This window comes from Hyphomicrobium sp., from assembly GCF_036262015.1.
GTDB lineage: Bacteria > Pseudomonadota > Alphaproteobacteria > Rhizobiales > Hyphomicrobiaceae > Hyphomicrobium_C.
Genome location: NZ_DATAJR010000008.1, coordinates 387944 through 405230 on the forward strand (window position 1 = coordinate 387944; position 17287 = coordinate 405230).

The window sequence follows — 17287 nt, forward strand, 5'->3', positions numbered from 1 at the left end:
AGAGCTCTCGATGCGCGGCCTTTACAACACCACCTTGGTGGCCGATACGGGTCAGACGGGTGCTCGGGGGCGAGCGTCCCGTTAGCGGCGCGGGGACACGATTTTATGACGCACATCGCATCGGCTTTGGTGCATCGCTCCTTGGGGGTGTTGGCGCAGTTTCTGTTGCTAGGCTTAGCAGTTGCGTCGTCGGTGACGCTCGCGAGCGCGACAGAGCTCGACGGCTTCTGGATGGACTCACACGGCGAAGTGGTGCTTCAGGTGGAGCCCTGCGGCAAGGAAATGTGCGCAAAGGTGGTGTGGCTGCGGCTGCCGTACGGCCCGGACCGGTTGCCCCTCAAGGACTACAGAAATCCCGATACAGCGCTTCAGAACCGCCAGGTGTGCGGATTGCGTGTCATCACCGGCTTCACGAAGCAGGAAGACGGCACCTGGGGCGGCGGCGACGTTTATGTGCCCGATCTCGGCATGGGCTTCAAAGGCTACGCCACCATTTTAAGCCCGACGCAGATCGAGGTGCGCGGCTACGTGTTCATGCCCCTGTTCGGATCGAGCGAAGTTTGGAGCAAGGTTGCGAAGCCGGCCTACCACTGCGAGAAAGACGGCGTGCCGCCGGCGCCGCCGCGTCCCAAGACCGAATAGTTCCCTTAGGCTCTCACGGAGGCAGGATGCCTCGCTCGCGCTCCAGCGCGATGTAGGCGCGCTGGGTGTCGGTGATGTAGTCGCGGACGATCGGCACCGCGTCGCGCTTCTTGGCCAGCTGCATGTGGAAGACGAGCTGGCTGCCCGTGCGGAACATCATCTCCGCGCTGATGAGATAGAATTCCCACATCCGGCAGAAGCGCTCGTCGTACATTTCCGCGACCTTGGCGCGGCTAGCTTGGAAGCGCTGCTCCCAATGTGCGAGCGTCTTTGCATAGTGGAGACGTAGGAACTCACAGTCTGTGACCCACAGGCTGTTCTGCTCGACCGCGGTGAAAACCTCCGAGAGCGCAGGCGAGTAGGCACCGGGGAAGATGTACTTGCGGAGCCACGGGCTCGCGGTGCCGGGTGGGCTCATGTGGCCGATGGAGTGCAACAGCATGACACCGGTCTCGGTCATCAGCTCGTTCACCTTGGCGAAGAATTCGCCATAATGGTGCACGCCGACGTGCTCGAACATGCCGACGGAGACGATGCGGTCGAAGCGCTCGGTGAGGTCACGGTAGTCGCGCAGCTCAAAACGCACGCGGTCGGCGACGCCGAGCTGCTTGGCCTTCTCGTTGGCGAGTTTGCACTGCTCTTTCGACAGTGTAACGCCGACGGCCTGAATATCGGCCAGGCGTGCCAGATAGAGGAGCATGTCGCCCCAGCCGCAGCCGATGTCGAGCACCTTCTGGCCGGGCTTGAGGTCGAGCTTCGATGCGATGAGGCGCAGCTTGTTCTGCTGCGCTTCTTCGAGCGTGTTGTCGTCGCTCGTGAAGTAGGCGCAAGAGTACTGCATCCCTCGGTCGAGGAAGAGGCGGTAGAAATCGTTGCCGATGTCGTAGTGGTGGGCGACGTTGCGCTGGGCTTTGCCGATGGGGTTAGCCTGCTGGAAGCGCTTCAGGCCGCGTGAGGCGCTGCGCAGCACCTTTTGCAGGGGGTAGGATCCGAGCGAAAGCCGGTTCATTGAAAAGAGCGTGAGGAAGTCGCGGAGCGTCGAGTTCTCGAAGCTCATGCGGCCGTCCATGTAGGCCTCGCCCGCGGCCAGCTCGGGATTGAAGAATAGCGAGCGGTAGAGCGTGGGATCGGTGAGGCGCATGGTGACATCCGGGCCGGCCGCGCGGCCACCAAAGACATGCGTCTTACCTTCGGCGTCGACGACTTTCAGCGTGCCGACGCGGACAAACGACTTCAGCATGTGCGACAGCGGAAACATGTGACCTCGCTCAAAACGCAAGATGTTGGAATGCAATCAGGCGGCCGATTTCGTTCCGCGCACCCTTTCGGCGGCGGCGCGAATGGCAGCGATGTTCGACGCGTAGCTTTCCTTCGTTCCGCCCTTGAAGACGGCAGATCCGGCGACGAGCACGTTGGCGCCAGCCGCCACCACTTGGCCTGCGGTTTCGGGCGTCACGCCGCCGTCCACCTCGAGATCGATCGGGCGGTCGCCGATCATCTCACGCACGCGGCGGATCTTGTCGAGCTGCGCCGGAATGAAGGCTTGGCCGCCGAAGCCCGGGTTTACGGTCATGAGCAGAATGAGATCGAGGCGGTCGAGAACGTATTCGATGGTGCTCTCGTGCGTGCCAGGGTTGAGCGAGACGCCGGCGCGGCAGCCAAGTGCGCGGATCGCCTGCAGCGAGCGGTCAAGATGTGGTCCGGCTTCGGCGTGCACGGTGATGATCTCGGCGCCGGCCTTTGCGAAGGCTTCGAGGTAGGGATCGGCGGGCGCGATCATGAGGTGGCAGTCGAAGGTCTTCTTCGAGCTGCCGCGTATGGCGCTGATCACAGGCGGACCGAACGTGATGTTGGGGACGAAATGGCCATCCATCACGTCGAGGTGGATCCAGTCGGCGCCAGCGGCGTCAACAGCCGCAACCTCTGCGCCGAGCTTGGAAAAGTCCGCCGACAGGATCGAGGGCGCGATAGTGAGCGGCCGGGCCATGGGGTGTCCGCCTCCCGTTCGAGGTTTTGAGCCTCCTGCCCTACACGCCGCCTCGCCGCTCGACAAGTCTCAAGGGGGCGAGATCCCAAAGAGATGGGGTCGGCGGGCGGCGGAATGTGAACCCCTAGCCGGTACATGGTTAGAAAATGACCGCGCCCGTCATATATTAAGAATTGCAGCCGCTGAAATCGGCCGCGGCGGTTTCATGGGCTGCACACAACTCCGCCACTGGAGGTCGGCCATGAAAGTCAAAGATGCGATGCACAAAGGCGTCGACTGGGTTGGTCCGGACACGCCACTTTCCGAACTCGCGAAACTCATGCGAAAAAACGATATCGGTTCCATTCCGATCGGCGAAAACGACAAGTTGATCGGAATGGTGACTGATCGCGACATCGTTTGCAGCGGCCTCGCCAACGAGGCCCTGGATGCACGGCGCGCTACGGCGCGTGACGTGATGACACCCGGTATCCATTGCTGCCGGGAAGACGATGATCTGGACAAGGCCATTCAGCATATGGAGAAGCTCAAAATTCGCAGACTGCCCGTAATCAACAAGAGCAAGCGCATGGTCGGGATCCTCAGTCTCGGAGATCTCGGCCGTTCAGCACAGCGCGATCAGCTCGCGGAGTGCGTCAAGAGTCTGTCGGCACATCATCACTAGGGGATCGCTGAAGGCACCAGCTAATACTGAAAACTGCCGTGGCTACTGAGTTGGTTCATGTTCAGTCGCCTTGGCCGTTGGATTTACGTTTGCGCTCCTCGTGCGGAGATCGCCGCCGAGGAGCGTATTTGTTGGTGGGATGGTCGCTTTATTCGAAAATCCGCATTGTTCCGGCGCGCGTCGTCTGAAACTGTATGCGGAGGCAGACGAGGTGTGCACGGGGGCGCTGTGGCTTTTCCGAGTTCGGAAGATACAGTGAGGCAAGCGCTGAAGGCGTGGGCTGCTGGCGACGTTGATCGGACCGTTCGATATCTGGCCGAAGATGCGGTCTATGCGTTGCACATCTCGGAAGACCTATTGCCCTTTGGGGGTGAGACTGTGGGCCGGGCCAATATCGAGACCGCTTTCCGGCAAATGCGGGATCAATTCGACTATCTCGTCTTCAGGCCACACAACATTTCGAGCGATGGCAATGCCGTCCGCCTGAGCGTCGAGCATATGTATCGGCATCGTGCGAGTGGCGCGATGCTAACGGGCAACTTCCGCCTCGTTATGCAAGTGAGCCACGGCAAAATCACGCGCTGCGAAGAGTATCACGACCGTGCGATGGTCGAGACATTCATGCGGCTTTTCGGCGGAAAATAGGTGTGCCGCTCAGGTCTTTTCCGGCTGGTTGCCGCGGTGCTTCTTCTTGTGGGCATATTTCGACGTCGGCCGCGATGCACCTGGAGCGCCGTGTCCAGCCTTGTGTGGTTTCCCGCCGGCACCGTGAGTGCGGCTTCCTTCGCGCTTGTGCGAAAAATGACCGCCGGTGCTGTCTTTGCCCTCGCTTTTGCGATGTGGGCGATTTCCGGCGCCTGAATCGGACTGATCGCGCCAGGTTTTTTTCGGCCGCTCGTGCCTCGGGCCATCATGCCGCGACCGGTCATGTCTCGGTGCGTCAGCCTTTGGAGCGCGATGCGCCGGCCGGTCGTTTGGTGCGCGTTCTTCGCGCGAAGGGGCTAAGGTATCGATCGACTTTGACACAACCGAGAAGTCTTCGGGGGCATGGTCGCGCACGCGTGAAATGCGCCCTTCGTTCGGCTTCATGCTGCGTGCATGATCCGCAAACTTGTCGGCGACCTCGGCGGCGATCTGAAAGCGCGTGTCACGGTCAAAGATCTTTATGGCGCCGATCTCTGACTTGGTGACATTGCCTGCTTTGCAGAGCAGCGGCAGCAGCCAACGGGGATCGGCGTTGCGTTCGCGGCCGATGTTGACGCGGAACCACACCATCTCGCGCCCGTGATCGCGTAGCGGGCGTTCGCGGCGTTCGCGCGGTGCCGCAACGTCGGCATCATTCGAACCATTTCGTTCGAAGCGCGGGCGTTCGGAGCGGCGCTCAAAGCGGTCCCCGCTGTGGCGGGAGGGCCGGTCGTCGCGGCGTGGCGGTGGGCCTTTGTCTTCTGCAAGATCCTCCGGAGCGGGCAAACTCGCGCGATGGATGCGCACGAGGGCGAGCGCGATTTCATCGGCCGTTTTCGCGCCTTGGAGTGTCTGCGCGAGTGCAAGGTCTTCATCGCTTGCGGCGTCGGTGAACATGGCGTCTGCCAGGAACCGCTCCTGGTCGCGGGCGCGAATCTGTTCAGCGGCGGGCGCGGTGCCCCACGTGACTTTGAGCTTGGCTCCGGTCAGAAGGCTTTCGGCTTTGCGGCGCCGGTTGAACGGCACGATGATCGCGCAGAGCCCTTTCTTACCTGCGCGGCCCGTACGTCCAGAGCGATGCAGAAGCGTCTCGGCGTCGTGGGGCAGGTCGGCGTGGATGACGAGCGCAAGGTCGGGCAGGTCGAGCCCTCGAGCGGCGACGTCGGTCGCGACGAGGACACGGGCGCGTCCGTCGCGAAGTGCCTGGAGCGCATGGGATCGTTCATTCTGCGTGAGCTCGCCGGATAGCGAGACGGCTGAGAAGCCGCGTTCGGCGAGGCGCGCATGCAGGCGTTTGACCGCTTCGCGCGTTGAGCAGAACACGATCGCGGCGCGCGCTTCCTCGAAGCGCAGGATGTTGACTACGGCGTGCTCGATGTCGCTCGGAGCCACCCGCATGGCGCGGTATTCGATATCCGCATGTTGTTCGTTTCGACGAAGCGTCTCGACGCGGACCGCGTCGCGCTGGTAGCGGCGGGCGAGTGCCTCGATCTCGCGCGGCATCGTCGCCGAGAAGAGCAGCGTCTGTCGGCTCTCGGGTGTGGCGTCGAGGATGAATTCCAGGTCTTCACGGAAGCCGAGATCGAGCATTTCGTCTGCTTCGTCGAGTACGACGGCCTTCAAATTCGAAAAATCGAGTCTGCCCCGTTCGAGGTGATCGCGCAGGCGTCCCGGCGTTCCGACGATGATGTGAGCGCCGTATCCGAGTTGTCTGGCTTCGGCGCGCGGATCCATGCCGCCAACGCAGGTGACGAGCCGGGCCCCAGTCTCGGAATAGAGCCAGATCAGCTCGCGCTGGACCTGCAGCGCCAACTCGCGTGTCGGCGCAATGATCAGGGCCAACGGCTGGGCGGCGTTCGGCAGACGCTCTTCCGCGCCCAGGAGTGTGGAAGCCATGGCAAGACCGAATGCGACGGTCTTGCCCGATCCGGTCTGAGCGGAGACGAGAAGGTCGCGGCCGACGGCGTCCGCTTGCAGCACGGCGAGCTGCACAGGGGTCGGATTTTCGTAGCCGCGCGCGGCAAGGGTCCGCGCGAGCGCGGGATGGGACGAGGGAAAGGTCATGACCCAACGGAGGTTGTTTGCATGGGACGGCGCGACGGGCTCCAACAGCGGAGGCTCGGTCGCAAATCGCCGAAGATCTAACGGATTTAAGGCTCAGTAGCCGGTTTTCGATCCCACGGCCAGGGGACATTTTGGACCGGGTTAAAAAGGCGCCACGCCCAAGGGCGCCATCGGGACCCGGCAGGGCGGGCGTTCCCGGCCCCGCCAAACGAGCTGTTTTAGAAGAATGTCCGCCGCTTGCGCTCAATAAGCTGCAGGATCATCGGCGTGAGGATGAGCTGCATGGCGAGATCAAGGCTGCCGCCGGGAATAACGATCGAATTTGCCCGCGACATGAAGCTGTTCTTGATCATGGACAGTAGATACGAGAAGTCGATGCCGCGCGGGTTCTTGAAGCGGATAACCACCATGGATTCGTCGGGGGTCGGGATCCAGCGCGCGATGAACGGGTTCGACGTGTCGACGGTTGGGATGCGTTGAAAGTTAATATCCGTCTCGGTGAACTGCGGGCAGATGTATTTCACATAGTCCGGCATGCGGTGGAGAATGACGTCAGTAATCGCCTCGGGCGAATAGCCACGTTCCTCCTTGTCGCGATGGATTTTCTGTATCCATTCGAGATTGATCACGGGCACGACGCCGATACGCAGGTCCGCATAACGCGCGATGTTGACCTTGCCAGTGATGGCTGCTCCGTGCAGGCCTTCATAGATCATGAGGTCGGTGCCGTAGGGGATTTCCTCCCATGGCGTGAAGGTGCCTGGCGGTGAGCCGTAGATTTCGGATTCGGCTTGCTCGTGTACGTAGTGGCGCGCACGGCCGGTGCCGATCTCGCCGTAGGTTTTGAAGAGCAGTTCGAGTTCGGGAAGGAGGTTTGCTTCCTCGCCGAAATGGCTCAGCGTGAAGTCACCTTTGGCGGCGGCGGCTTCCGACGCGGCTTTCATCTCCTCGCGATCGTAGCGATGAAACGCATCTCCCTCGATGAACACGGCCGAGATTTTTTCGCGCCGGAAGATCTGCTCGAAGGTGCGCCGGACACTCGTGGTGCCGGCGCCGGAAGATCCCGTTACGGAAATGATGGGGTGCTTGGCGGACATCTATTCTTCGTGGTGCTGCGGGGGGGGAGGGACCGGGTCAGATTTGGCGAGGTTTGAGGCGTTAAATTCGGAATAGGCCCCGCCGGCCGAACAGCGGCGAACGCTCTCCGAGGCCGTGCGGGTCGTGGTGAAGGCGCACAAGATACTCTACTTCGGTCTTCGAACCGCAGATGATAGGCGTGCGTTGGTGAAGAGTGTTTGGCTTGATATCGAGGATGCGGTCGAAGCCTGTCGAAGCCGCGCCTCCCGCCTGTTCGATGATCCAGGCCAGGGGGTTGGCCTCATAGACGAGCCGAAGGCGGCCGAGATTGTAATTTTCGCGCAGATCTCCCGGATACAGGAAGATGCCGCCGCGGGTCAGAATTCGGTAGATGTCTGACACCGGCGAAGCGGTCCAACGCATATTGAAATTCTTGCCTCGCGGGCCGTCCTGGCCGCGCAGGCAGTCATCGACATACGTCCGGATCGTTTCATCCCAGTGGCGGTAGTTCGAACCGTTTATGGCGTACTCGCGCGTGGAGGCAGGAATCTCGACATTCGGCGTGGTCAGAACGAATTGGCCCGTCGAGCGCTGAAGCGTGAAAATGTGCGTGCCGTTGCCGACTGTCAGAACGAGTGATGTAAATGGTCCATACACGGCAAAGCCGGCCGCGAGCTGCATGTCTCCCGATTGCAGAAAGCTCGACGTGTCGACGCCGTTGGCGCGAGCCGGAAGCACGGTGAAGATCGTCCCGATCGAAACATTGGCGTCGATGTTGGATGAACCGTCGATTGGGTCCACCGCGACAGCAAGAGGCGCGCCTGGGTTGATGGGCAGCGCCCACTCGAGCTCTTCCGACCCGAGCGTTGCGACCGGGGCGTCCTTGAGGGCGGCCACAATGAGATCGTTGGCGCGGACGTCGACCTCCTTTTGAGGATCGGCTCCGCTTTGCTGGCCGGTCTCCGACCCTAGTCCGCCCGCCAAGGGACCCAGGCTTACGAGACTGCCGATCCGGCAGCAGGCTTCGGAGAGGCGAATGACCGCTACGGCGATGTCAGCGCGGCCGGGATTGCCCTGAGCCCACTGATCCAGAAAAGACCCGAGATCCATTGGGTCTGCCATTCCTTAGTTTTCCTCCCAAGCCCGGTTTCTGTTTCTTTTTGCCCGCACAGGCCTCCGCGTATTCGAGGGCGTGCCTGTTGTTCGTGCAAGGCCGTTTCTTTACGGACCGCCAGTTCATCCATTCTGATGAACATTTCTTAGCAAATAACCCGTATATCCTTTGACGTGTGTAAAATGAAGTATGCAATTTATTGGTGTGAACCCGATGAAGGGGTGGGGGCAACAATTCGCTCGCGTGGTGGACTGCGGAGCGTTCGGCGGCAATAGCTCATACAAGACGGCGACATCGCATCGCAGTTGGCTGTTTCTTGCCGGTGTTGTTGCGGTGTCAGGCACAATTGCGGGGCTGCAGCTTCTCGCCTCTTTCACGTTGCTGCTCATCAATGACGTTTCGATCCGGTCTCAGGGGCTGGCGGTGTTCGGTGCCGTCTTCGCTCTGACCGGTGCGCTCTACCTCCTCATAGCGCTCCTGGATTATGGGCGAGCTCGCGTTCTTTCCCGAACGGGACTCGAATTTGTTCGCGAGCTCGAGCGCCGGGTGTTGGCAAGGCCGTGTTCAAGTGGGCGCGAGTCCCTCGAGCGGCTCGCCGACTTGGAATGCATCACGCGTTTTCTGGCCCATGCCGGTCCGTCGGCGCTCTTCGACGTCCTCTGGCTGCCGTTTTGGTTTTTGGCGGCTGCTCTGGTCCACCCGGCGCTCGGCTGTTTCGCGATGGTGGGGGCTCTTCTTCTGCTTTCGTTGACAGTCGGTGGGGAGGCGTGGACGCCGCGGGCCTCGCGAGGAATTGCGCGAACGCAGCGCAAGCGCCTCGCGCTTGCCGCTGGTCCGCTCCGTAGCTTTGAAGCCTGCAATGATCCGTGCCGCGGTTGGTTCAGGCTCTCTCAGTTTCACTATCGGCTGATCCTGCACGCTGCCGAGCGCGCACACGCTTGCCGGTCCGTGACGCGGGGCGCACGGCTGATGCTGCAAACGGCCGGGATGGGGCTCGCCACTTTGCTGGCGATCGACGGGTGTCTCAGCGCCGGCGGGGTCTTTGCGGCGTCGCTGATTGTCGGCCGCATGTTCGCGTCACTCGATGCGGCACTGGTCCATCGGCGCAGCTTCGTTGCCGCACGCAAAAGCTATTTGCGCCTGCGACCGCTCTGTGCCCCGTGGGGGGAGCTAGATCTTGAACTCGTCAATGCTCGCGAAGGCCGTGCGCAGCGCATCTGACCACGCCATCGACAGCTTTCTGAAATATTCATCGTCCTGTTCGATGCGCTTCTCGCGGCGCACGTCGAGGGTATCGCGCTCGTAGATCAGGATATCGAGCGGCATGCCGACGGAGAGATTGGAGCGCAGCGTTGAATCGAACGACAGCAGAATCAATTTCGCCGCTTCGCCAAGCCGCATCTCCGGGCGTGCAACGCGGTCGAGGATGGGCTTGCCGTACTTGTGTTCTCCGATCTGGAGAAAAGGCGTGTCGTCGGTCGCTTCGATGAAGTTGCCTTCGGAATAGATCTGAAACAGCCGCGGACGCTCGGTTCCGATCTGGCCGCCCAGAATGAAGGAGGCCGAGAACCCGGCCTTGGTCATTTCGAGTGCGGCGCCGTCTTGGCGGCGGACTTCGCGCACGGTTTCTCCAACCAGCCGCGCCGCGCGGTACATGGACGGCACGGTAAAGAGGGTGGGGGTCGAAGCGTCGGGTGTCGCGAGCTGCTCGTTGAGATAGCTGACGACGGATTGCGTGATCGCGAGATTGCCGGCCGAGAGGAGCACGACGACGCGATCGCCGGGTTGGCGCCAGAAATGGAGCTTCCGATACTGAGCTATGTTGTCGACGCCGGCGTTGGTACGCGTATCGGCTGCGAAGACGAGACCGCGATCCAGTCTCAGCGCGACGCAGTAGGTCATCGCGAGCATCCTTTTGGTTCTATGTCAGCCGTAGCGTTCCCAATCGTACGGACGCACTATTGCTGCTGACCGCCTTGCTGCTCAACTTCGACCTTGACGTCAAGGGCTTCATTCTCGCCGCCTCTCTGGGTTCCCCTAATGGGCGAGGCTGATCCGGCGTCAAATCCACATGCAAGGCGCACGTAGCGCTCGGTCGGGCACGTCCCGTTGGCGGGATCGAAGCCGACCCATCCGAGGCCGTCTACCCAGGCCTCCGCCCAGGCGTGATGAGCTTCTGAAGGCGCCAGCGTCCCTGAAAGAAAATAACCATTAACGTAGCGGGCTGGAATGCCGATGATCCGTGCCGCCGAAATGAAGATGTGGGCATGGTCCTGGCAGACGCCTTTGCCTTCAGCCAACGCCTCGGCGGCGCTCGTGTGTTCATGGGTGGCGCCGATCTCATAGTCGACGGCGTCGCGCACCGCTCGCATCAACGCGTGCATGCAATCGAGGGTGTCGGCCGGGATCTTGCCATTGCTCACGCTGCGCGCCAGATCGCGAATGGCCTTGTCGGGGGCCGTCTTGGGAGTTTCGCGGAGGAAGACCCGGCGTGGTGCGACCTCATCGAGGCCACGGACGATCCCGAACCGGTCCTCGATTTCGACGACGCCGGAGGCTTCGATGACCATTCCATCGTGCGGGGTGTTGATCGCCGAAAGGTGAACCAGGTTCCCGAGGCCATCGCGATAGGAGATGTGCTTTTCGAACCCGGGTGCGGAGATCGTCCAAGACAGGACCTCCTGGCCCTCGAACGACGGAGGGGTGAGGCGCAAGCTTTGGATCGAATAACGCGCGGGCGTTTCGTAGCGGTAGGTCGTGATATGGCGAATCTCAATCAGCATCCGCGCCTCAGGCGTTGAAGTGGTACGCCTCGGAAATCTCGTGTGCGACCCGGTTGTTTCGCGCAATGAACTCCAGCAGGAACTCGTGCAGACCGGATTGGAAGATGGTGTCGATGTTGCCCGTCTCAAGCTGCGCCAGCGTCGATTTGGCGGTCTCGAGGCAGGGCTTTGCTTCCCCGTAGAGCGTTGCCAGAGAAGCGAGGTTCGAGTCGATCTGGCTGTAGCAGGCGCGGAGTGAACGCGGCATGGCGCGGTTCAGGATCAGATAGTCTGCGATGCGCCAGGATCGGTAGCTGTCCTTGTAGACCCAGCGATAGCTCCGGTGGGCCGAGACCGATCTCAGGATGCCTTCCCATTGGGCGTTGTCGACGCCGCTGCCGATCATGTTCGTCGATGGCAGCAGCACGTAGTATTTTACGTCGAGAATGCGTGCCGTATTGTCGGCCCGCTCGACAAAGGTCCCGAGCTGGCTGAAGAAGTAGGTGTCGTTGCGGAGGATCGTGTTCAGCATCGCGCCGCGGTAACCGGCCGAGCGCTCCTTGATCCAGTCGAGGATGCGTGGAAGTGCATCGGACCGTAGGATGTCGGGCCGGATGGCTTGAAATTCGAGCCATGACCCGTTGAGGGATTCCCACATCTCACGCGTGAGGGCGGTACGCTGCGCGCGCGCGTTGCGGCGCGCCGTTGCCAGGCACGCGTGGATGCTCGAGGGGTTCGACGCGTCGAAGAGAAGAAAATCGACGACGTTGCGCGTATTGAGCGCGCCGTGTTTGGCGTAGTACTGCTGGGCACACCCGGCACTTTCCAGGGTCGAGGCCCACTCTTGATTGCCGTCGTCGCCGACACGCGGCAGAAGGGCAATGCGATAGCCTGCCTCGATCAGACGCGCCATGTTTTCAGCGCGCTCGACGTAGCGGGAAAGCCAGTAGAGATCGTTTGCCGTGCGCCCTAGCATGTTTTTCGTGTGACCCGCTTGTTCGGTGCTGTGCTTCGTTCGTCGTGTCTCACTCAGTCCTGCAACACCCAGGTGTCCTTGGTTCCACCGCCCTGGCTGGAGTTGACGACCAGCGAACCCTTGCGAAGGGCAACGCGTGTTAGGCCGCCCGGCACGAGGCGCACCTCGTCTCCGACGAGAACAAACGGCCTGAGATCGAGGTGGCGCGGCGCGATGCCTTCATCGACGAGCGTAGGGCATGTCGAAAGCGCAAGCGTGGGTTGGGCAATGTAATTGTCCGGCCGCGCTTTGACGCGCGCGCGGAAGTTTTCGACCTCGTCCTTGGTGGCCGTGGGGCCGACCAGCATGCCGTAGCCGCCCGAGCCGTGTACCTCTTTGACGACGAGCTCCGCCATGTTCTCGAGAACATATTTGAGCGCGTCTGACTTGCGGCAATTGTAGGTCGGCACGTTCTTCAGGATGGGTGGCCGCCCCATGTAGAATTCGATGATCTCGGGGATGTAGCTGTAGATCGCCTTGTCGTCGGCGATGCCGGTGCCCGGTGCGTTGACGATCGTCACGTTGCCGGCGCGGTAGACATCGAACAGACCTGGCACCCCAAGGACGGAGCTCGGATCGAATGTAAGAGGATCGAGGAACGCGTCGTCGATGCGCCTGTAGAGAACGTCGACGCGGCAAAGCCCCTGCGTCGTTTTCATGTTGAGGTAGCCGTCCATCACGACGAGGTCTGCTCCCTCGACCAGCTCGACGCCCATCTGGTCGGCCAGGAAGGCGTGCTCGAAGTAGGCGCTGTTATAGAGCCCGGGCGTCAGCACCGCGATGACGGGATCGGTATCGAGGTTCTGAGGGGCTACGCTCTCGAGCGTCTTTCTCAGATTGTCGGGATAGGTCTCGACCGGGGCAACACGGTTCTCCGCGAAGAGATGCGGGAACATGTGCATCATCGTCTCGCGGTTCTCCAGCATGTAGGAGACACCCGATGGTGTGCGCGTGTTGTCCTCAAGCACATAGAACTCGTTCTCGGCGGTGCGCACGAGGTCGATGCCGATGATGTGCGAATAAATGCCAAGCTCAGGGTTGACGCCGATCATCTCCGGCACAAAGGCGCTGTTCTGGATGACGAGCTCTGCAGGTATCCGCCCGGCCTTGATGATCTCCTGCCGGTGATAGATGTCGTACATGAAGGCGTTCAACGCCTTGACGCGCTGCTCGATGCCCGCCGAGAGGCGCCGCCACTCGGCGGCGGAGATGATGCGCGGGATCATGTCGAAGGGGATCAGCCGCTCGGCCGCCTCCGCGTCGCCGTAGACGGCGAAGGTGATGCCGGTACGCCGAAAAAGAAGCTCGGCTTCGGCGCTCTTCTTGCGGAGTTCCTCGACACGCACGGAGTCGAGCCACGCGGCGATAGCGCCGTACGGCTCGCGGACGCCTTGTCCGAAGCCATTCATTTCGTCAAAGGCTGGCTTCAAGTCAGAGACCTTGATCTGCTCCATGACTAGCTCATGGCAAGAGCCGGGCCAATTTTATCGCACGCGAAAAGCTCAGTCCTTCCAATATATCTTTTGCAAGCGGATGCTTGTTCGACGGTCAGATGCCTGAAGCCCGTGCAGTGGCGCGAGCACCCCGATCAAGAACTGGGCAGTGCGCCCATTGTCGCAAAAAACCGCCGCACGGACGATCTCGCGCTTGGCGTCGCCTTGACATCGCCTACATTTCGTACTGTTATTTCTGTCATGACAGAAATAACAGTAAAAACGGATACCTTGCCTCCTGCCGTCGAGCGGTTCGTCGTCGCCTGGGGAGAAATGGGAGCCGTGTGGGGTGTCAATCGCTCCGTCTCCCAGATTCATGCCCTGCTCTACATCTCGGATCGCGCTCTGTCGGCCGAGGAGATCGCGGAGCGGCTGAAGCTGGCGCGCTCGAACGTGTCGACTTCGTTGCGGGAACTTATGAGCTGGTCGCTGATCCGGCGGGTGTCAGCGCTGGGCGATCGCCGCGATTTCTACGAGGCCGAAGCGGACGTGTTCGAGATGGTCCGGCGCATCGCGGCCAATCGAAAGGCCCGTGAGATCGATCCGGCCATCGCAGCGCTGCGCCAGTGCCTCGCTGCGGCGGAGGGCGACGCTCAGGTCTCGAACCAGGTCCGACAGCGCTTCAAGACGATGCTCGATTTTACGGAAGGGGTCGCGCGTAGCTTCGACGAAGTTTTGCATTTGCCGACGCCGGTGCTGTCGAAGCTTATCAAGATGGGTGGAGCGGTTGCGCGTCTCGCTGGATTCAGCGCAGGGCGGCGCGCCAAACGCTCCGATGCAGACGACTAGGGAGCGCTTCGTACGCGAGGGATTTCGATGACTGCATCGCCAGCCGACACGCCAATTTCAGTGTCATCCCGCGAGCAGACGCCGCTCCGTCACGTTGACGGCCCCGTGGTGGATCTCCGTTTCCGTGCATTGGTCGGTGAGGAAGGATGGTCTCGACTCCCCCCGGCCGTGCAGCGGCGCTTCTCCAAGCGGCTCGGTCCTCGTACCGTCCTTGTTTATCCGGGAGAAGTTCTGGAAACGCGCCTTTCGCGGATCGGCTGGCTGCTCGCCTTCCTCGCGCGGGCCATCGGCGCGCCCTTGCCACTTGAAGATGGCATGACTGGTGGCGCGACTGTCGCCGTGATGGAAAATGGCGGGCTCGGTGGGCAGAGCTGGACGCGGACATACGCCCGATCGGGACGCTTCCCTCAGGTTGTTCATTCTGCGAAATGCTTCGCAGGGCCTACCGGTCTCGAGGAGCATGTGGGACGCGGTTTCGGGATGTCGCTTCGTGTTCGTGAAGAGGCCGGGGCGCTCGTATTCAGCTCGGTGCGCTACTTTTTTTCATTGGGAAGCATGCGGCTTTGTCTCCCGCGCATCCTAGAGCCAGGCACCATGACGGTCGTCCACCGCGATGAAGGCGATGGCGCATTCGTCTTTTCGCTCGAACTGCGCCACCGGGTGTTTGGCGTGCTCGTGCAGCAGACTGCGCGATTTCGCGACGTCTGACTGCCGCTATCGGCCGAAGATCGATTTGAAGAACTGGGCCGTGCGATTGCGCTTCTTCTTGCGCTCGAGTTCTTGCGCATCTCTGACCCAAGCCACCTGCACGACGCGCCGCTCGCCGGCAAACGGCAAGTGGCCGTGCCACGAGTGATCGGCTCTCAGAAACGCAAAGACAGTCCCCATGGTCGGCGGGACTTCGACGGCGAATGGTTCGAAGCTGGAGCCATTGTAGAGCACGCGAAGGCGGCCTTTGCCCTCTGGGTCCCAGTCATCGTTCATGTAAAGCAAGAGTGTCATCACCTTGCTCTTACCATCCGTGTGAATCCCGCCATCCTTCAACTGAGATACCTTGCGGATGGTTGTGAGGCGCGGGTAAGGGCTCAAGTCGATCCCGAATTTCTTCGAGAGTTCCGCAGTGAGCTCGGGCCCTTCGAGCTCGTCGATAAGCGCCTTGAATGGACCCCTGAGTTCGACTTCGTCGACGGTCAGGAAGCCGGGCTTTGTGATGGAGGGAAAACTGTTTCGTAGCGGATCGACTAGCGACTTCTTCAAGAAGTTCGATCCCAAAAAGAATGTGTAGGGATCGTTGTGCAGTTCTGCATTGCGCACAGCGTCAACATCGAGAACACCAAGCATGCTCGGCTCCATTGAGACTGATCAGCCGAGAAACTAAGCCGCTGCCTCGTGTTCGCGACAAGGCAGATTGTTTACATTCTCCACATGTCGTTGGATCAGCAACACGGTGGTTCTGAAGTTTGGAATGTCGGCGGCTAGGAAAATCTGAAGCCTTGAGGCCGTCAGCTTTCGCATGCGCCATCATGATCCTTGCGGGCTGCTGCTGAGATGCGCTCGCAATCGTTTGCGTAAGTCTTTCCGTCACAGCCGCACACCGGTTTGTAAATCTTCGTGCAGGCTTCGGTGCGAACGATGCAGATGCCCTCGGGATTGTCGTCCTGGCATTTGCTCGGCTGCGCCTCACAGAAGAAGCCGATGGAACACGAAGGCCCAGACGCGCCGCCGCAAGCCTGACCCGCACCGGATTGCGCAGCCACAGGGTGGATGGTCCCTAGCGCGCCGAGCAAGAGTGCTCCTGCGAACAGGTGTTTCTTTGGCGCGCGCATCGGCACATGAGCCTCCCTTAAGTGTGAGCCATTCCCAAACGCGACGACGGCCGTTTTGGTTCGCGGATGTTGGAGGCGCATCCATTTGCCGCCGCAGCGCCTTGATTTCGATCTGTATTGATTTGCGATCACTAGATTCGCCTGCGTGGAACTGCCGGGCATGAACAGAGGGCACTACTGATGATCGGATCGCCGAAGGAGTGGGCGTCGCTACTCGGTTTCGATCGCGACTCCGACGAGAAAACCATGGCTTCGCGCGCTCGCGTGATCGCGCGAACGCTGGCTTACCTTGAAGCGCATTTTTCGGATCCCGACGGAGAGCGCCCCTCGGAGGCGCTTGTCATGGAGCTGGGGCAATTTCTTGTGCTGGCCGAAGGCATGGAAGCAAAGGGTCGTGGCACGAAGTTCAAGGAGCTCTATGAGACGGTCGTGCAGCTTCATGTGGATTGGGACGAGATCGATCGAGGTGCCGCTTTCGCGGCGATTGCCAAGAAGGTCGCTTTGTTCAAAGGTATTCTGGCGTTCCTGAACGCTTGGCTCGGGACAGAGACACCCATTCCCGGCGCCATCTCAGCCTCCCCCGCGCCGGTGCCTTTGTTCGATGAGGCTGACATCAAGACCCGCATCGTACGCCCCTCTCACCTCCGGCCTTGAGAGGGCAGGAATTGTTGGCGCGGTCCAGGGGGGGGGCCGGTCGGCAGCGCAGCAGTAGCCGTAAGATCGTCCGAGCCCCCACCAAAGGGCGTCACGATGCGTCGGTTTGCTGTGGCACCGAACTGCTCATGCGCTCTTGCGCCCGGGGCCATCACCGGGTATTCAGCTGCGCTCGGTTCGCTAAATCCCGATGATTTGACCACGGTCTTCGAGGTGCGGATCCGAACGGCCGGAGAGGTGGCAGAGTGGTCGATCGCGCCGCACTCGAAATGCGGAGTACGGGCAACCGTACCGGGGGTTCGAATCCCTCCCTCTCCGCCATTCTTTATCAATGACTTGATGGTTGCTGGCGCCCGGCCGACGCGCGGGTTTGCGTGCAGAGCTGGACGTCCGCCGTCCGGCGTCTTCTGGCCAACCATGGTGGCCGCGCGCGGCTCGCGCGGTGGAACCTGAGTACGTGACGATGAATTTGCGCATGTGGGTGACTGGCGCCTGCAGAGAGGCCCCACGTGACCG

General features: G+C 61.2%; 18 protein-coding genes and 1 tRNA gene. 8 read left to right on the plus strand and 11 right to left on the minus strand.

Annotation, left to right across the window (positions count from 1 at the left end; translation table 11 throughout):
- The first annotated feature begins 105 nt into the window (after positions 1-105).
- On the plus strand, positions 106-642 hold the full coding sequence (locus VHO05_RS10535; protein ID WP_329646537.1) for a DUF2147 domain-containing protein: 537 nt from the start codon (positions 106-108) through the stop codon (positions 640-642).
- A gap of 13 nt (positions 643-655) precedes the next feature.
- Here the strand turns inward: VHO05_RS10535 and VHO05_RS10540 are convergent, their stop codons facing one another.
- Both VHO05_RS10540 and rpe read right to left on the minus strand, forming a co-directional pair.
- Positions 656-1900, minus strand: coding sequence for a cyclopropane-fatty-acyl-phospholipid synthase family protein (locus VHO05_RS10540; RefSeq protein ID WP_329646538.1), 1245 nt, complete (start codon positions 1898-1900; stop codon positions 656-658).
- Between the two features lie 36 nt (positions 1901-1936).
- Positions 1937-2629, minus strand: a complete 693-nt coding sequence (gene rpe, locus VHO05_RS10545; protein WP_329646539.1) for a ribulose-phosphate 3-epimerase — start codon at positions 2627-2629, stop codon at positions 1937-1939.
- A gap of 241 nt (positions 2630-2870) precedes the next feature.
- On the opposite strand from rpe, the gene VHO05_RS10550 reads away from it, so the two are divergent.
- Positions 2871-3293, plus strand: a complete 423-nt coding sequence (locus tag VHO05_RS10550) for a CBS domain-containing protein (protein WP_329646540.1) — start codon at positions 2871-2873, stop codon at positions 3291-3293.
- Positions 3294-3548: 255 nt separating this feature from the next.
- Complete coding sequence (locus VHO05_RS10555) at positions 3549-3938, plus strand: nuclear transport factor 2 family protein (RefSeq protein ID WP_329646541.1); 390 nt, start codon at positions 3549-3551, stop codon at positions 3936-3938.
- Between the two features lie 9 nt (positions 3939-3947).
- Here the strand turns inward: VHO05_RS10555 and VHO05_RS10560 are convergent, their stop codons facing one another.
- The 3 genes from VHO05_RS10560 to VHO05_RS10570 form a co-directional block, all read right to left on the minus strand.
- Positions 3948-6041: a DEAD/DEAH box helicase gene (locus tag VHO05_RS10560; protein ID WP_329646542.1), complete on the minus strand. Its 2094-nt coding sequence runs from the start codon at positions 6039-6041 to the stop codon at positions 3948-3950.
- A 218-nt stretch (positions 6042-6259) separates the two neighbouring features.
- A complete protein-coding gene (locus VHO05_RS10565) occupies positions 6260-7138 on the minus strand; it encodes a phosphoribulokinase (RefSeq protein ID WP_329646543.1) in 879 nt (292 codons plus the stop codon).
- A 61-nt stretch (positions 7139-7199) separates the two neighbouring features.
- Positions 7200-8240: a class 1 fructose-bisphosphatase gene (locus VHO05_RS10570; protein ID WP_329646544.1), complete on the minus strand. Its 1041-nt coding sequence runs from the start codon at positions 8238-8240 to the stop codon at positions 7200-7202.
- 181 nt (positions 8241-8421) lie between these two features.
- Here VHO05_RS10570 and VHO05_RS10575 point away from each other — a divergent pair, with 181 nt between their 5' ends.
- The gene (locus VHO05_RS10575; RefSeq protein WP_329646545.1) at positions 8422-9453 is read left to right on the plus strand and encodes a hypothetical protein; all 1032 of its coding nucleotides are present in this window, start codon (positions 8422-8424) and stop codon (positions 9451-9453) included.
- Here the strand turns inward: VHO05_RS10575 and VHO05_RS10580 are convergent.
- Genes VHO05_RS10580 through VHO05_RS10595 form a run of 4 tightly spaced genes read right to left on the minus strand, consistent with a single transcriptional unit; the run spans position 9403 to position 13463 of the window.
- Complete coding sequence (locus VHO05_RS10580) at positions 9403-10134, minus strand: proteasome-type protease (protein WP_329646546.1); 732 nt, start codon at positions 10132-10134, stop codon at positions 9403-9405. The genes VHO05_RS10575 and VHO05_RS10580 overlap by 51 nt on opposite strands.
- Before the next feature lie 56 nt (positions 10135-10190).
- The gene (locus VHO05_RS10585; protein WP_329646547.1) at positions 10191-11015 is read right to left on the minus strand and encodes a transglutaminase family protein; all 825 of its coding nucleotides are present in this window, start codon (positions 11013-11015) and stop codon (positions 10191-10193) included.
- Positions 11016-11022: 7 nt separating this feature from the next.
- Complete coding sequence (locus tag VHO05_RS10590; RefSeq protein ID WP_329646548.1) at positions 11023-11970, minus strand: alpha-E domain-containing protein; 948 nt, start codon at positions 11968-11970, stop codon at positions 11023-11025.
- A 53-nt stretch (positions 11971-12023) separates the two neighbouring features.
- Positions 12024-13463: a circularly permuted type 2 ATP-grasp protein gene (locus tag VHO05_RS10595; protein ID WP_414653743.1), complete on the minus strand. Its 1440-nt coding sequence runs from the start codon at positions 13461-13463 to the stop codon at positions 12024-12026.
- 240 nt (positions 13464-13703) lie between these two features.
- Between VHO05_RS10595 and VHO05_RS10600 the strand changes: the two genes are divergently transcribed.
- Both VHO05_RS10600 and VHO05_RS10605 read left to right on the plus strand, forming a co-directional pair.
- The gene (locus VHO05_RS10600; protein WP_329646549.1) at positions 13704-14291 is read left to right on the plus strand and encodes a GbsR/MarR family transcriptional regulator; all 588 of its coding nucleotides are present in this window, start codon (positions 13704-13706) and stop codon (positions 14289-14291) included.
- Positions 14292-14318: 27 nt separating this feature from the next.
- Positions 14319-14999 carry a DUF4166 domain-containing protein gene (locus VHO05_RS10605; RefSeq protein ID WP_329646550.1) on the plus strand — a complete coding sequence of 227 codons (681 nt, stop codon included), beginning with the start codon at positions 14319-14321 and terminating at the stop codon, positions 14997-14999.
- A gap of 6 nt (positions 15000-15005) precedes the next feature.
- Here the strand turns inward: VHO05_RS10605 and VHO05_RS10610 are convergent, their stop codons facing one another.
- Both VHO05_RS10610 and VHO05_RS10615 read right to left on the minus strand, forming a co-directional pair.
- Positions 15006-15632, minus strand: a complete 627-nt coding sequence (locus VHO05_RS10610) for a 2OG-Fe(II) oxygenase (protein WP_329646551.1) — start codon at positions 15630-15632, stop codon at positions 15006-15008.
- 161 nt (positions 15633-15793) lie between these two features.
- Positions 15794-16117, minus strand: coding sequence for a Kazal-type serine protease inhibitor domain-containing protein (locus VHO05_RS10615; protein ID WP_329646552.1), 324 nt, complete (start codon positions 16115-16117; stop codon positions 15794-15796).
- A gap of 180 nt (positions 16118-16297) precedes the next feature.
- Between VHO05_RS10615 and VHO05_RS10620 the strand changes: the two genes are divergently transcribed.
- Complete coding sequence (locus VHO05_RS10620) at positions 16298-16771, plus strand: hypothetical protein (RefSeq protein ID WP_329646553.1); 474 nt, start codon at positions 16298-16300, stop codon at positions 16769-16771.
- A 231-nt stretch (positions 16772-17002) separates the two neighbouring features.
- Positions 17003-17092 (plus strand) — tRNA-Ser (locus VHO05_RS10625).
- The last annotated feature ends 195 nt before the right edge of the window (positions 17093-17287 follow it).

Bases quoted from the DNA above. Each gene is read 5' to 3' on its own strand.
- VHO05_RS10610 (WP_329646551.1), bottom strand. From the start codon at position 15,632: ATGCTTGGTGTTCTCGATGTTGACGCTGTGCGCAATGCAGAACTGCAC.
- VHO05_RS10595 (WP_414653743.1), bottom strand. From the start codon at position 13,463: ATGGAGCAGATCAAGGTCTCTGACTTGAAGCCAGCCTTTGACGAAATG.
- VHO05_RS10570 (WP_329646544.1), bottom strand. From the start codon at position 8,240: ATGGCAGACCCAATGGATCTCGGGTCTTTTCTGGATCAGTGGGCTCAG.
- VHO05_RS10540 (WP_329646538.1), bottom strand. From the start codon at position 1,900: ATGTTTCCGCTGTCGCACATGCTGAAGTCGTTTGTCCGCGTCGGCACG.
- VHO05_RS10605 (WP_329646550.1), top strand. From the start codon at position 14,319: ATGACTGCATCGCCAGCCGACACGCCAATTTCAGTGTCATCCCGCGAG.
- VHO05_RS10565 (WP_329646543.1), bottom strand. From the start codon at position 7,138: ATGTCCGCCAAGCACCCCATCATTTCCGTAACGGGATCTTCCGGCGCC.
- VHO05_RS10590 (WP_329646548.1), bottom strand. From the start codon at position 11,970: ATGCTAGGGCGCACGGCAAACGATCTCTACTGGCTTTCCCGCTACGTC.
- VHO05_RS10550 (WP_329646540.1), top strand. From the start codon at position 2,871: ATGAAAGTCAAAGATGCGATGCACAAAGGCGTCGACTGGGTTGGTCCG.
- VHO05_RS10575 (WP_329646545.1), top strand. From the start codon at position 8,422: ATGCAATTTATTGGTGTGAACCCGATGAAGGGGTGGGGGCAACAATTC.
- VHO05_RS10600 (WP_329646549.1), top strand. From the start codon at position 13,704: ATGACAGAAATAACAGTAAAAACGGATACCTTGCCTCCTGCCGTCGAG.
- rpe (WP_329646539.1), bottom strand. From the start codon at position 2,629: ATGGCCCGGCCGCTCACTATCGCGCCCTCGATCCTGTCGGCGGACTTT.
- VHO05_RS10535 (WP_329646537.1), top strand. From the start codon at position 106: ATGACGCACATCGCATCGGCTTTGGTGCATCGCTCCTTGGGGGTGTTG.
- VHO05_RS10620 (WP_329646553.1), top strand. From the start codon at position 16,298: ATGATCGGATCGCCGAAGGAGTGGGCGTCGCTACTCGGTTTCGATCGC.
- VHO05_RS10580 (WP_329646546.1), bottom strand. From the start codon at position 10,134: ATGACCTACTGCGTCGCGCTGAGACTGGATCGCGGTCTCGTCTTCGCA.
- VHO05_RS10615 (WP_329646552.1), bottom strand. From the start codon at position 16,117: ATGCGCGCGCCAAAGAAACACCTGTTCGCAGGAGCACTCTTGCTCGGC.
- VHO05_RS10585 (WP_329646547.1), bottom strand. From the start codon at position 11,015: ATGCTGATTGAGATTCGCCATATCACGACCTACCGCTACGAAACGCCC.
- VHO05_RS10560 (WP_329646542.1), bottom strand. From the start codon at position 6,041: ATGACCTTTCCCTCGTCCCATCCCGCGCTCGCGCGGACCCTTGCCGCG.